Source organism: Streptococcus mitis (genome assembly GCF_023109235.1).
GTDB classification, from domain to species: Bacteria; Bacillota; Bacilli; order Lactobacillales; family Streptococcaceae; genus Streptococcus; species Streptococcus mitis_DA.
Genome location: NZ_JALDUC010000008.1, coordinates 79,311 through 93,488 on the forward strand (window position 1 = coordinate 79,311; position 14,178 = coordinate 93,488).

At 37.3% G+C, this 14,178-nt stretch carries 12 protein-coding genes; all 12 read left to right on the plus strand.

Features of this window, described 5'->3' with window-relative positions; translation table 11 throughout:
• Window positions 1-7: 7 nt before the first annotated feature.
• Window positions 8-868, plus strand: coding sequence for an SAM-dependent methyltransferase TehB (gene tehB, locus M1F55_RS06325; RefSeq protein WP_049543521.1), 861 nt, complete (start codon window positions 8-10; stop codon window positions 866-868).
• 72 nt (window positions 869-940) lie between these two features.
• A complete protein-coding gene (locus M1F55_RS06330) occupies window positions 941-1,894 on the plus strand; it encodes a competence protein CoiA (protein WP_247947502.1) in 954 nt (317 codons plus the stop codon).
• A gap of 18 nt (window positions 1,895-1,912) precedes the next feature.
• Window positions 1,913-3,715, plus strand: coding sequence for an oligoendopeptidase F (gene pepF / locus M1F55_RS06335; RefSeq protein ID WP_247947503.1), 1,803 nt, complete (start codon window positions 1,913-1,915; stop codon window positions 3,713-3,715).
• 1 nt (window position 3,716) lies between these two features.
• Window positions 3,717-4,430 (plus strand): O-methyltransferase, encoded by a 714-nt coding sequence (locus M1F55_RS06340; RefSeq protein ID WP_247947504.1) that lies wholly within the window; start codon window positions 3,717-3,719, stop codon window positions 4,428-4,430.
• Between the two features lie 66 nt (window positions 4,431-4,496).
• Window positions 4,497-5,435, plus strand: a complete 939-nt coding sequence (gene prsA, locus M1F55_RS06345; protein WP_247947505.1) for a peptidylprolyl isomerase PrsA — start codon at window positions 4,497-4,499, stop codon at window positions 5,433-5,435.
• Between the two features lie 286 nt (window positions 5,436-5,721).
• Window positions 5,722-7,080 carry a dTDP-4-dehydrorhamnose 3,5-epimerase family protein gene (locus M1F55_RS06350; RefSeq protein WP_247947506.1) on the plus strand — a complete coding sequence of 453 codons (1,359 nt, stop codon included), beginning with the start codon at window positions 5,722-5,724 and terminating at the stop codon, window positions 7,078-7,080.
• The gene (locus M1F55_RS06355; protein WP_247947507.1) at window positions 7,061-7,834 is read left to right on the plus strand and encodes an alpha-1,2-fucosyltransferase; all 774 of its coding nucleotides are present in this window, start codon (window positions 7,061-7,063) and stop codon (window positions 7,832-7,834) included. The genes M1F55_RS06350 and M1F55_RS06355 overlap by 20 nt, the downstream gene beginning before the upstream one ends.
• Before the next feature lie 21 nt (window positions 7,835-7,855).
• On the plus strand, window positions 7,856-8,851 hold the full coding sequence (gene rfbB / locus M1F55_RS06360; protein WP_247947508.1) for a dTDP-glucose 4,6-dehydratase: 996 nt from the start codon (window positions 7,856-7,858) through the stop codon (window positions 8,849-8,851).
• A 31-nt stretch (window positions 8,852-8,882) separates the two neighbouring features.
• On the plus strand, window positions 8,883-10,469 hold the full coding sequence (locus M1F55_RS09050; protein WP_247947509.1) for a glycosyltransferase family 52: 1,587 nt from the start codon (window positions 8,883-8,885) through the stop codon (window positions 10,467-10,469).
• Window positions 10,470-10,472: 3 nt separating this feature from the next.
• Entirely contained in the window at window positions 10,473-11,717 is a 1,245-nt protein-coding gene (locus M1F55_RS06370; RefSeq protein WP_247947510.1) for a glycosyltransferase family 4 protein, read from the plus strand.
• A 99-nt stretch (window positions 11,718-11,816) separates the two neighbouring features.
• Window positions 11,817-13,403 (plus strand): hypothetical protein, encoded by a 1,587-nt coding sequence (locus M1F55_RS06375; RefSeq protein WP_247947511.1) that lies wholly within the window; start codon window positions 11,817-11,819, stop codon window positions 13,401-13,403.
• A gap of 356 nt (window positions 13,404-13,759) precedes the next feature.
• Window positions 13,760-14,178 (plus strand): MucBP domain-containing protein (locus tag M1F55_RS09090; RefSeq protein ID WP_419991972.1); only part of this gene is annotated, 419 nt, incomplete at its 3' end.

Below are 14,178 nucleotides of genomic sequence, written 5' to 3' on the forward strand. Positions count from 1 at the left end.
AATGAAGATGGAAAAACTAGTTGCCTATAAACGTATGCCTTTGTGGACTAAAGAAACCATGCCAGAGGCTGTTCAGCAGAAACACAATACCAAGGTTGGGACTTGGGGGAAAATTACTGTTTTGAAGGGAACTCTCAAGTTTATTGAATTGACAGAATATGGTGAGGTTTTAGCTGAGCACCTCTTTGAAGCAGGGGCTGAGAATCCCATGGCACAACCACAAGCCTGGCACCGAGTGGAGGCTGTAACAGATGATGTAGAATGGTATTTAGAATTTTATTGTAAACCTGAGGATTATTTCCCTAAGAAATACAATACCAATCCGGTTCATTCAGAGGTACTAGAGGCAATGCAGACAGTAAAACCAGGAAAAGCCTTGGATTTGGGCTGTGGTCAGGGCCGTAACTCTCTCTTTCTTGCACAGAATGGTTTTGATGTTACAGCTGTAGATCAAAATGAATTATCTCTTGAAATCTTGCAAAGCATTGTTGAGCAGGAAGACCTGGATATGCCTGTTGGTCTTTACGATATCAATTCAGCTAGCATTGGGCAAGACTATGATTTCATCATATCGACAGTTGTTTTGATGTTTCTGCAAGCAGATCGCATTCCTGCAATTATCAAAAACATGCAGGATAAAACCACTGTTGGTGGCTACAATCTTATCGTTTGTGCCATGGATACGGAGGACTATCCTTGCTCAGTGAACTTCCCATTTACTTTTAAGGAAGGGGAACTGGCAGACTATTACAAGGACTGGGAATTGGTTAAGTACAATGAAAATCCAGGCCATCTTCACCGTCGTGATGAGAATGGCAATCGTATTCAACTACGATTTGCGACCATGCTAGCTAAAAAAATTAAATAAACATGAATGAAGATTAGGAAATTTCCTGGTCTTTTTTCTTTTTTACGAATAATATAGAAAAGGAGGGAAATCATGTTTGTTGCTAGAAATGCTAGGGGGCAGCTGGTAAATGTGTTAGAGGATAAGCTTGAGAAGCAAGCATACACCTGCCCAGCTTGTGGAGGTCAGCTCCGTTTGCGTCAAGGACCAAGTGTCCGGGCCCATTTTGCCCACAAAACCTTAAAAGACTGTGATTTTTCCTCTGAAAATGAAAGTCCAGAACACCTGGCAAATAAGGAAGTCCTCTATCACTGGTTGAAAAAAGAGGCAGAGGTGCAATTAGAATACCCGCTTCCAGAGCTTAAACAGATTGCGGATGTATTTGTAAATGGCAATCTAGTTCTAGAAGTTCAGTGTAGTCCCTTGCCTCAAAAAGTTCTTAAAGAACGTAGTGAGGGCTATCGTAGTCAGGGTTACCAAGTACTGTGGTTGCTGGGGGAAAAACTTTGGCTCAAGGATCGTTTGACTCGTCTGCAACAAGGTTTTCTATACTTCAGTCAAAACATGGGATTTTATGTTTGGGAATTAGAAAGTAAAAAGCAAGTTTTAAGACTCAAATACCTGATTCACCAAGATCTCCGAGGTAAACTTCATTATCAGATTAAGGAATTTCCCTATGGTCAAGCTAGTCTACTGGAGATATTACGTCTTCCCTATAAGAAACAAAAAATATCGCATTTTACCGTTTCCCAGGACAAGGACATCTGTCGCTATATCCGGCAACAGCTGTACTATCAACATCCCTTTTGGATGAAAGAACAAGCAGAAGCCTATCAGAAGGGAGAAAATCTCCTGACTTATGGGCTAAAAGAATGGTATCCACAAATTCGGCCACTAGTAGGCAAATTTTTCCAGATTGAGCAAGATTTGACCAGCTATTATCAGCACTTTTACACCTATTACCAAGAAAATCCTCAAAATGATTGGCAAAAGCTTTATCCACCAGCCTTTTATCAGCAATATTTCTTGAAAAATATGGTAGAATAGAAAGGATGGAGGAATCTAATGGTATTACAAAGACATGAAATAAATGAAAAAGATACATGGGATCTATCAACGATTTACCCAACTGACCAGGCTTGGGAAGAAGCCTTAAAAGAGTTAACAGAACAATTGGAGACAGTAGCCCAGTATGAAGGCTATCTCTTGGATAGTGCGGATAGCCTACTCGAAATTACTGAATTTTCTTTTGAGATGGAACGCCAAATGGAGAAGCTTTACGTTTATGCTCATATGAAAAATGACCAGGACACTCGTGAAGCCAAGTACCAAGAGTACTATGCCAAGGCAATGACTCTATACAGCCAGCTGGACCAAGCCTTTTCATTCTATGAGCCTGAATTTATGGAAATTAGTGAAAAGCAGTATGCTGACTTTTTAGAGGCTCAACCAAAATTGCAGGTTTATCAACACTATTTTGACAAGCTTTTACAAGGCAAGGAACACGTTCTTTCACAACGTGAAGAAGAATTATTGGCTGGAGCTGGAGAAATCTTTGGTTCGGCAAGTGAAACCTTTGCTATCTTGGACAATGCGGATATTGTGTTCCCTTATGTTCTCGACGATGACGGTAAAGAAGTGCAGCTCTCTCATGGAACTTACACACGTTTGATGGAATCTAAAAATCGTGAGGTTCGCCGTGGCGCTTATCAAGCACTTTATGCGACTTATGAACAATACCAACATACCTATGCCAAAACCTTGCAAACCAATGTTAAGGTGCAAAACTACCGTGCCAAAGTTCGTAACTATAAGAGTGCTCGTCATGCAGCCCTAGCGGCCAATTTTGTTCCGGAGAGTGTTTATGACAATTTGGTAGCAGCAGTTCGCAAGCACTTGCCACTCTTGCATCGTTACCTTGAGCTTCGTTCAAAAATCTTGGGAATTTCAGACCTCAAGATGTACGATGTCTACACACCGCTTTCATCTGTTGAATACAGTTTCACCTACCAAGAAGCCTTGAAAAAGGCAGAAGATGCCTTGGCAGTCTTGGGTGAGGATTACTTGAGCCGTGTTAAACGTGCCTTTAGCGAGCGTTGGATTGATGTTTACGAAAATCAAGGCAAGCGTTCAGGTGCCTACTCTGGTGGTTCTTACGATACCAATGCCTTTATGCTCCTTAACTGGCAGGACAATCTAGACAATCTCTTTACCCTTGTCCATGAGACAGGTCATAGTATGCATTCAAGCTATACTCGTGAAACGCAGCCTTATGTTTACGGAGATTATTCTATCTTCTTGGCTGAGATCGCTTCAACTACCAATGAAAATATCTTGACGGAGAAATTATTGGAAGAAGTGGAAGACGACGCAACGCGTTTTGCTATTCTCAATAACTTCCTAGACGGTTTCCGTGGAACAGTTTTCCGCCAAACTCAATTTGCTGAGTTTGAACACGCGATTCACCAAGCGGATCAAAATGGTGAAGTCTTGACAAGCGATTTCTTAAATAAACTCTACGCAGACTTGAACCAAGAGTATTATGGTTTGAGTAAGGAAGACAATCCTGAAATCCAATACGAGTGGGCACGCATTCCACACTTCTACTATAACTACTATGTATATCAATATTCAACAGGCTTTGCAGCAGCTTCAGCCTTGGCTGAAAAAATTGTCCATGGTAGTCAAGAAGACCGTGACCGCTATATCGACTACCTCAAGGCAGGTAAATCTGACTATCCACTTAATGTCATGAGAAAAGCTGGTGTTGATATGGAGAAGGAAGACTATCTCAACGATGCTTTTGCAGTCTTTGAACGTCGTTTGAATGAGTTTGAAGCCCTTGTTGAAAAATTGGGATTGGCATAAGATGGTTGAATCGTATAGTAAAAATGCCAACCATAATATGCGTCGTCCTGTTGTCAAGGAAGAAATTGTGAACTTGATGCGTCAGCGGCAAAAGCAAGTCACAGGCGATTTGAAAGAATTGGAAGATTTTGCCCGTAAGGAAAATATTCCAATTATTCCCCATGAAACGGTTGCTTATTTCCGTTTTCTCATGGAAACCATGCAGCCTAAAAACATTCTGGAAATTGGGACGGCTATCGGTTTTTCAGCCCTCTTGATGGCTGAACATGCACCAAAGGCCAAGATTACAACCATTGACCGCAATCCAGAAATGATTGATTTTGCCAAGGAAAATTTTGCCCAGTTTGACAGTCGCAAGCAAATCACACTTTTAGAAGGAGATGCGGTAGATGTCTTGTCAACGCTGACAGAGTCCTATGATTTCGTCTTTATGGATTCTGCCAAGTCTAAATACATCGTCTTTCTGCCAGAAATCCTCAAACATTTGGAAGTTGGAGGTGTGGTTGTCTTGGATGATATTTTCCAAGGTGGTGATGTTGCCAAGGACATTATGGAAGTCCGTCGTGGCCAGCGAACCATTTATCGAGGCCTTCAAAGATTATTTGATGCAACCTTAGACAATCCAGGACTCACTGCAACATTAGTACCTTTAGGGGACGGCATTCTTATGCTTCGTAAAAATCTAGCAGACGTTCAATTACCTGTTAGCGAATGATTTTCAGAATAATTTAAGAAAATATAGTAAAATAGATAGGGTAACACTTATCTCAAAGGAGTAGACATGAAGAAAAAACTATTGGCAGGTGCCATTACATTATTATCAGTAGCAACTTTAGCAGCTTGTTCGAAAGGTTCAGAAGGAGCAGATCTTATCAGCATGAAAGGAGATGTTATCACAGAACATCAATTTTATGAGCAAGTGAAAAGCAATCCTTCAGCACAACAAGTCTTGTTGAACCTGACCATCCAAAAAGTATTTGAGAAACAATACGGTTCAGAAGTAGATGACAAAGAAGTCAACGACACTATTGCCGAAGAAGAAAAACAATATGGTGAAAACTACCAACGTGTCTTGTCACAAGCAGGAATGACTCTTGAAACACGTAAAGCTCAAATTCGTACAAGTAAATTGGTTGAGTTGGCAGTTAAGAAAGCAGCAGAAGCTGAATTGACAGATGATGCTTATAAGAAGGCTTTTGACGAGTACATTCCAGATGTAACGGCTCAAATCATTCGTCTTGATAATGAGGATAAAGCGAAAGAAGTCCTCGAAAAAGCTAAGGCAAGTGGCGCAGATTTCGCTCAATTAGCTAAAGATAATTCAACTGATGAGAAAACCAAAGCTAACGGTGGAGAAATCACTTTTGATTCTGCTTCAACAGAAGTACCAGATCAAGTTAAGAAAGCAGCTTTTGCTTTAGATGTAAACGGTGTTTCTGATGTGATTAGTGTTACTGGAACACAAGCATACAGCAGCCAATATTACATTGTTAAACTGATTAAGAAAACAGAAAAATCATCTAATATTGACGACTACAAAGAAAAATTAAAAACTGTTATCTTAACTCAAAAACAAAACGACGCATCATTTGTTCAAAGTATTATCGGAAAAGAATTGCAAGCAGCCAATATCAAGGTTAAAGACCAGGCCTTCCAAAATATCTTCACTCAATACATCGGTGGTGGAGATTCAAGCTCAAGCAGTTCTTCAAAAGAATAAAACAGAATGTCTCTTTGTCAACTGTAGTGGGTTGAAGAAAAGGGCTCTTTGTCAACTGTAGTGGGTTGAAGAAAAGCTAAGCTCGAGAAAGGACAAATTTAGTCCTTTCTTTTTTGGTTTTTTCTTCATCCTAACAAAAATATATAATTTTAGATATTGATATTTAAAAAGAATGATCTTCATCTGGCTAGAGAACCCATATAGTGGTATAATTTAAGAAACATAATGAAAATGACTTTAGTTTAGCTGGATTAATCGTTTTGGGTATGAATACAGAGGGGAAAAGATGGATATAGATAGAACTATTTCAGTACAGATTCAAGGTTTGTTGGTTTTTGAAAGTCCTCTTCATCATGATGAGCGTGGCTATTTTTTAGAGAACTGGCGGAAAAAAGATTTGGTTGAAAATGGAGTGCCAGAATCCTTCTTTCATCATAAACTTCAGAATAATGTGTCTGTCTCAAAGCAGGGAGTTATCAGAGGAATGCACTGTCAAGGCTATGAAAAATTGATGACAGTAGCATCTGGTAGCTTTAAAATGATTTTTATCGATCTACGAATAGATTCTCCAACCTACAAATCTGTAGATGTGATAGATGTCAAACCTGGTAGGGCTGTTTTTGTCCCTGGCGGAGTTGCTAATGGTGCACAGTCGTTAGTTAACAATGGGATATTGAATTACCTGGTTGCTGACTATTATGATCCACATAAAAACTATTTAGGTATTACGCCATTAGACAAAGACGCTAATTTGTCGTGGGATTCTCTTTTAAAACCAATCATTTCTGAAAAAGACCAAGTTGCTAAAACTTTTAAAGAAGTTCTTGAAATAATTGAATCAAGCAAGAAGAAAGTTGCTTTAATAGGTTCAACAGGTGCAGTTGGGAAAGTTTTATTTGATACATTAAGGAAGAAATCTGATATTGATTTAAGTTGTTTCAATAGAAATAGTATTGAAGACGCTTTGAAAGGTTTTTATGATGTGGTTATTTGTACTGCCCCGTCATCAGAAAAATTATTAACCAATTTAAGTTTGAAAAACGATGATGCGGAAATAGAGAAATTAGTAAATGTCCTAAAAAACATTCAGACAGGTCATATGATTTTAGTGTCCACTAAATCTGTATTTGATAGTGGCGCCAGATATAGCGCTATTCATCAAAAGATTTATAATGGCGTGATTGAGGCTCATCAAAATAAGAACACTATTTATATTATGGACACCTTATATGGGAAGACACTGAAAAAGGGCTTTATCAACGATTTGCTTTCTAGACAATGGACTTATATTTCAAATGATATTATTTTGGATAAGCCTGAGTTAGAAAAATATTATCAAAAAGTAAATGATCAGTTATGGGCTTTAGTAGAGCCTTTGCCTGATGAACTGTTGAAGGATTTAGAGTCAATTTCTGATATTTATCCTGATGAGATGTGCTATCAAGTAACAGCAATAAATGATTTGGCTCGTCATCTAGTATCGAATTTAAATAGGATTGATGGAGTGAAATTGGGTATCGATAATTCTGAAATTTTTACAGGTAGACAAATAAAGAATTTATTAAAAAATCCTGACGCTTCTACTTTGGGACAATACTTTACAAAGCAAAAAGGAGATTCTAATCTTGAAAATTTACGAAAATAATAGAGGTTTTCAACTAGGAAATTTGCTCTATCTTCTACTACAAGCGCATAGAGATCGGATGATGGGCTATGAGGAAAGTTATGTCTTACGAACAGGATATTTTCAGTTTGCCCAAACCTTTTTTCCAAAAACCGCTGTCTTATTTTCAAAAGCAAATGGTACCGAATTAGAAGATTTTGGTTATTTTCAAGAAGCAGGTGTTGACTATTCTTCAGAAGAATTGGACTCTTTTTGTAGAGAGTATTTGATTGAACCAGTGGTAGCAGCTTCCGCTCGATTTGAAGAGAAAAATGTGACCATTGCCATTAGAAGAACGGATTTTCTCAATGAACGAAATAGAAAAAATTACGGTTATAATTCTCAGTTGTATATCGGTTCTTGTTTAGACAAGATAGCAGCAATTGAAGGGGATAAATTCCAACAGTTAACCATCCGAATTACTTCAGACGATGTTACCTGGTGTCGCGAAGAATTGGTACCTTTTCTCCATTCTCAGTATCATTTTGAAAACCCGATTATAGTTGAGGAGCAGGATATTCAAGACAACTTTTTACAGCTATATAGTTGCAATAAGTATTTTATTTGTCCCAATTCGACCTATTGTTACTGGGTAGGCTATATTTTAAGATTAACAAAGCCTTTTGTAAAAGTGTTTGTTCCTGATTTTAATACTTTACTTGAACAAAATGGGAAACAAATTGCAGATACAAGAGACTGGGAAGTTGTAAGTGTTGACCGTACTGGATTTGAGTAAAATGTGTTAAAGGAAAAATAGATGAAATATAAAAATATCGTTGTGACTGGTGGAGCTGGTTTCATTGGTTCAAATTTTGTGCGATACCTAAAAGAGACTTATAAGGATATTCAGATTACGATTTTGGATAATTTGACTTACGCCTCTTCGTTGAAAACCATCGAAGATTTACTGGATGACAGAGTAGGTTTCCATAAACTTGATATCGCAAATGACTTGGAATTAAGCAAACACATCGATGAACAAGTTGATTTGATTGTTCATTTTGCAGCGGAATCTTTTAATGATAAGTCTTTGCACGACACGTCTATTTTTGTGAAAAGTAATATCGTCGGTACGCACAATCTTTTAGAGTTAGCTAGAGAGTATGATATCCGTTTCCACCATATTTCAACAGATGAGGTTTATGGGGACTTTCCATTAGAAAGTAAGGATAAATTTACTGAACAAACGCAGTACAATCCGAGTTCTCCCTATGCCGCTACAAAGGCCTCTGCGGATTTATTGGTAAAAGCATGGGTTCGTTCTTTTGGAGTCAGGGCTACAATTTCCAACTGCTCAAACAATTATGGCCCCTATCAAAATCCTGAAAAATTTATCCCAAGACAAATCACCAATCTTTTAACTGGTCAGCAGGCAGTTCTATATGGAGCAGGGCTTAACATTCGTGACTGGATTCATGTGAAAGATCATTGTCGAGCTATCGACACCATTATTGATAAGGGTGTGATTGGTGAGACCTACTTGATTGGGGTAAATAATGAGCGTACGAATATCGAAGTTTTACAGAAAATCTTGTTGCAGTTAGGAAGATCTCAGGAAGATTTTAAGTATATAGCAGATAGACCAGGACACGACCTTCGTTATGGAATTGATGCTAGTAAATTGTATACTGAATTAGGTTTTACACCTCTCTACGTGGATTTTGATAAGGGATTAAAAGAAGTTATCCATTGGTATCAAGAACATGAAGCTTGGTGGCAAGAGATGATTGCGCAAAAGCAAGATGCTAAGTAAGAGTTTGTAAGGATTTTATGAGGAGGTAAATGTGGAAAATATCATTTTTTGTTCTTCCCCATTTCAAGTTTTAGTCGCAAAGGAAGTTGTTCAGACTGTTTCAGAAGATTTTATCGGGATTTATCTAAAGATGTCAAATGATGCGAGACAGATTTTTTATGCTGAACGGATGGCAGAATTTTGTAAGGAAGTCATTGTTTTAGAAGGAAAGACAGTCTTGAATGATATTCAGGAGGTTTTGAAAGACAAGTCAATTCGCAATCTCTATCTAGCAAGTTTAGATAATCCCGTGGCTCTTAGTATCTTTAATCCTAGCACAATGAGTTTGTACACCTTTGATGATGGTAGTACTTCCATTGTACCTCTCAATCGCTATACACAAAATTTTGAGAGGGGAATTCCTTATACAAACTTTACCTTGAGAGAGGTTATGTCTTTGTCAAATAGACATTATACGGTATTTGAGGACTGTATCCTCTTCCCAAAAGAGAAGCAGGTTTTTCTAAAGCTTCATCTTGAACCAAGTCATTTTCATAGGGCTAAAAATGGTAAGAAAATAAGCATTTTTCTGGGGCAATTTTTAGGCTCTCTCCTTTATCAGGAAGATTTGGAAATTACCCAAAAATTGACTGCTAAAGTTTTAGATGAGCAGAGGATTGATTATTACTATCCCCATCCTAGAGTACCTTTGAATCCCTATCAAGATAAATTGAAAGAAACTAGATTTTGCTTTGAAGAAGAAATTTATTTTTTACTGGAGGAGTATGAGTTCGTTGAAGTACATGGTTTTTACTCAACCTCGCTTTTGATGGTCAAAAATATAGAGGGCGTATCAGTGCATGGGTATCGGACTTTTTTAACAACTCATGAATCAAATGTTTTTGCAAAACGAGGTGTTCCTTATCAAAATCTGTCTCAATCAGACACACCTGTTGATATTATTATGCCTGTCTATAATGGGGCTGAAACCATTAGTCAAACGATTGATTCTGTTTTAAATCAAACCCACCAAGCATTTCGACTGCTAATTGTGGATGATGGCTCGACAGATAATACAGAGGAAGTATGTAAGCCTTATCTAGTAGATGAACGAGTACAGTATATCAGGGAAAGTCATAAAGGGATTTCAGAAACTTTAAATCGTGGAGTCAGCCTGTCTCAAACAGCTTATGTAGCCAGACAAGATGCAGATGATATTTGGATGCCCTGGCATCTAGACCTTCTCTTACATGAATTGGAAGAAAATCCACAAATAGATCTTATAGGAGCCAGAGTTATAGCTGAAGAGGATGAGATGACTGATAAAATGGAACGAAACCCGAAACATGGTTTATCAGGGGAACCATTGTGGTTAGAGCTTGCCTACCGAAATGTCTTTAATCATTCAACCGTCATTTTTAAACGTTCTGCCTATGATGAGGCAGGAGGCTATGATGCTAAGTGCGATGGATTTGAAGATTGGCATTTGTGGTCTAGAATAGTTACAAAGGAGAATGCTTCAGTTTTGAATATAGTAACAACCTACTATCGTTTATCAGAACGTTACAAACGTGGCATGACTTTTCGTGCGAGACTAGCAAGAAGTCGTGGTTTAAGATTGGAGGATGTATTAAAATAAACCATGGTTAAAGTATTTACAATTAAAGAAGCAGTTCCTGTAAGTTCTTATGGTTTTGAAAGAAGTCAATTAGCACGTCAGGAAATCTTTAAAAGTTTAGAGGTAGAACAGGAACTTGTTTTAACAAATTTAGAGAATTTTGTACCAAATTTTGTTGAAACCCTTGAAAATCTTGGATTTGAAAATTTTTACCATGTCATTTATGATCAGTCAGATCTAGCTAGACAGAAACCCAGTGTAAAAAAAGAATTTGTAGAAGAGCTAAAGGGTATCGTTAGAGTTGAGTCTACAAATGAAGGGTATGTTGGTCTTATTCGCTATCAAGATGGAAGTATCGAATGTTATACCTCTCAACTATTGTATCGATATTCTCATCAAGAAAAGTTATTCACTCTTTATGATAGTAAAGGAGAATTACTCAAAGGGGATGTGAGTGAAAATTACCATTCTTATCAAAATCTAAGAAGTGGTGAAACCTATACCCAATGGCAGTTAGTCAGTCTCTATCTAGCTAACAATTCTACAGTCGAAGATCGCTTTATCATAGATATGGTTAATGAATATCCTCTTCAATTGAGGAAGTTCTTCCAAAACACAGGTCGTACCTTGTTTGCATATACTCATTACAATATTTTAGACCCTCAAATGAAGTTTGTCTTACAAAACTGGTGTCAAAACTTAGTTGCAAGTCCAGTTTTGGAAGAGCGATTAGGATCTAATTTGGTACGGTTCTTGCCTCCGATTTATGTAAAAGAGGGTATAGAAAAAGAGTACACTTCTGTAACGGATTGGTGTATTGTAGGTAACATGACTTTTTTGAAACGTTGTGAGTGGGCGATTAAGGCATTTAGGGAGTTACCTGATAGTAAATTGACGATTTATGGAAATTTACCTGTAGGTTATACTGAAGCAGATTTACCTGAAAATGTTCAGTTTAAAGGATTTGTTGAAAATGTTCCTTATGAGAATCATGAGGGTTATATCTCTTGTTCTATGAGCGAATGTTTTGCAAATGCTGCTGTTGAAGCATCTTCATTTGGTTTAGTTTGTTTGCTTTCTGATGTAGATTTAGCACATAAATTTTATGCAAGTAAATGTGAAAATACTAGGGTATTTCGGACACCTAAAGAATTGAAATCTATACTATTAGATTATCGAAAGGGTGGATACTTTAAATCTTCAAGGTTTTATTCTTGCTATACTAAAGACGCTGTGTTAGAATTATACCGATACTTGATTTTAGGTTAAGTATTTCAGAATTTATTAGCCAAAATATAGTAGTAAAGCCTTTGTCTTTCCGAAAGAAGTAGAAGGATTATATTTAATTTTAATATTGTGAGGTAAAGAATGTTTAGAGACAACAAGCGTGAAATTTTTTCTTTCCGTAAGTATAAGAATGGTAGAACTGATTCAAAATTAATCGGTGCAACACTTCTTGCACTAGGTGTTGGTTTAGTTACAACAACACAATCAGTTTCGGCAGATGTTGTAAATGGTACAGGTGGAAGTGAGGTTGCATTGGTAGATAGTGTCGATAAGACAACTTCTGCAAATACAAATACATTTACAGATGATACTGATACTAGTAAAGTTGCTAAATTTGATGCAGTCTTGAATAAAGGTGTTGCTGAACCTACTAAAGCGAATGAAAATAAAGGTGACGCTGATGGTTCAGATGTGTTAACTGTTACTTCTGAGACTACTGTAAATTACAAGTTAGAAGAAGATAATTCACTTTTGAAAACAGAAACAGTAGCAACAGGTCAAGGAACAATTACAACTCCTTATGATAAAAAGGGTCTTGCCGCAGATACAGATGGTAAAGACTACCGTGAGTCAACTGCTGATAAAAGCGGTATTACCGTTTCTGAGGAAACAGGTAAACAAGATACTCTTGAATTGAATGGTAAAGTTTATGAACGTACACGTTCTGAAGTTGAGGGTGCAGATAAAGCTAAGTATAGTAAGACTCAGTTCAATGATATTGAAGCAAGTGTGTCCCCAGAAGGAATGCACAACAAACTAGGGGAAATTGATTATACAAAAACGACAGGTAAAGTTTATCTTGTCGAAGAAACTTCTGACGGTCACTACGGTAAGTTCGTAGAAACTGACGGGGTATCAAGCGATGAAGATGCTGTTTCTAAATGGAAAGCAGGTCTTGTAAACGCTAAAGACTTCACGAAAGCAAATGTAACTCTTCAAGAAGGTGACTCTATTCTTGTATTAGATAAAGATACTTATGCGGTGGGTAACTCTACAACTGTTAAGACTGTTAAGAAATTTAAGAGTCCAACTTTTGAATTAACTCCTGATACTCGTAATGTTGAAGATTCAGACACATTTGATTCTCCTACGTATACTATTCAAAGTTCTTTTGATCAAGGTGTGTCGATTACAAAACTCGGAGCAGATGGTAGATTTAAGACCGGTGATGATGTAACAGAAACTATAGCAACAAATTCCGCTTTATTTGGATTTGCTACTGATGATTTCGTTTATGATGACAATCCATATTTCCAACTAAGTCCTAGAAAAGAAGATTCTAGTTTACAAACTCCGACAGCAGCAGAAGCGCTTAAAAACAATAAGAGCTACCGTTATTTGTTTGATTTATTGGAATTTGCTAAAAAACAAGCTAATACTTCAGAAGAAGCGCAAAAAGTGGCAGAAGTAAAAGCTAGAGTAGATGCTTATTTTGAAGAACTTCCTGCTAAACTAAAAGCTCTTGGAGCTGATGTAGTTTGGGTGAATAGCGGTAATCTTGCGAATACTTATGCGTTTTATAGTCCTGAATCAACTGTTGATGATCTGGAGGATTTACTTTCACCTAACCGAAATTTAGGTAACATTATTAAAACGTTAACCTTTAAAAATATTGAAAAACAAGAGTTTAGGGGAGATACTACCTTAAACACCAGTCATATACTGTAGATGAGTATGGTTCAATTTCATTAACTAAAACAACAATTAACCATATTGAAGGCCAAGTTACAAGGGAACAAATTTTAGAGAACCTAGAAGATACAGGTACAACTAAAGAGGTTGCTACCGAACTTCTTAAGAAAGGTACAGTCAAAGTTAATGACGATGGTTCTATAACAATCACTTCTGTAGAAACTACACCAGAATATAAGTTTTTCCAAGGGGAGTCAGATAATAATGTCGAAGCAATTCCTGAAGGTGGGTATTACAAAGCTCAACCCGATAGTGGTATCGAGTTTATTTCTGCAACAGAAACTTCAAGTCACAACGAAACAACCTACAACAAACGTGAATTAATTACACCAATTCGTGCTTATAAGGTTGTAGCTGACGGAAATTCTACAGTAACTCACTACTACCGCGAGAAAAAAGCCCCTCTAAACGTTAACTACTATTTAGAGAACACAACAACTTCTTTAGCACCAAGTGAAAACCAAGTAGACTTACCAGTTAAGTCTGACTATAGAACTCAATCTAAAGAAATTCCGTCTAAAACTGAGGTTCAAGACTTACCAGAAAAGACCGTTACAACAGTAACTACTTATGAGTTAGTAGCTACACCAGACAATGCAAACGGTAAGATTGCAGAAGGTGGCACTACGGTAAACTATTACTACCGTGCAGTTGAAAAAGTGACTGAGGTAGCAAAACAAGCTCCAGTAACAGTTAATTACTATAAAGAAGGAACTACTGAAAAACTGGCTGATACGATTGAACAAGGTCA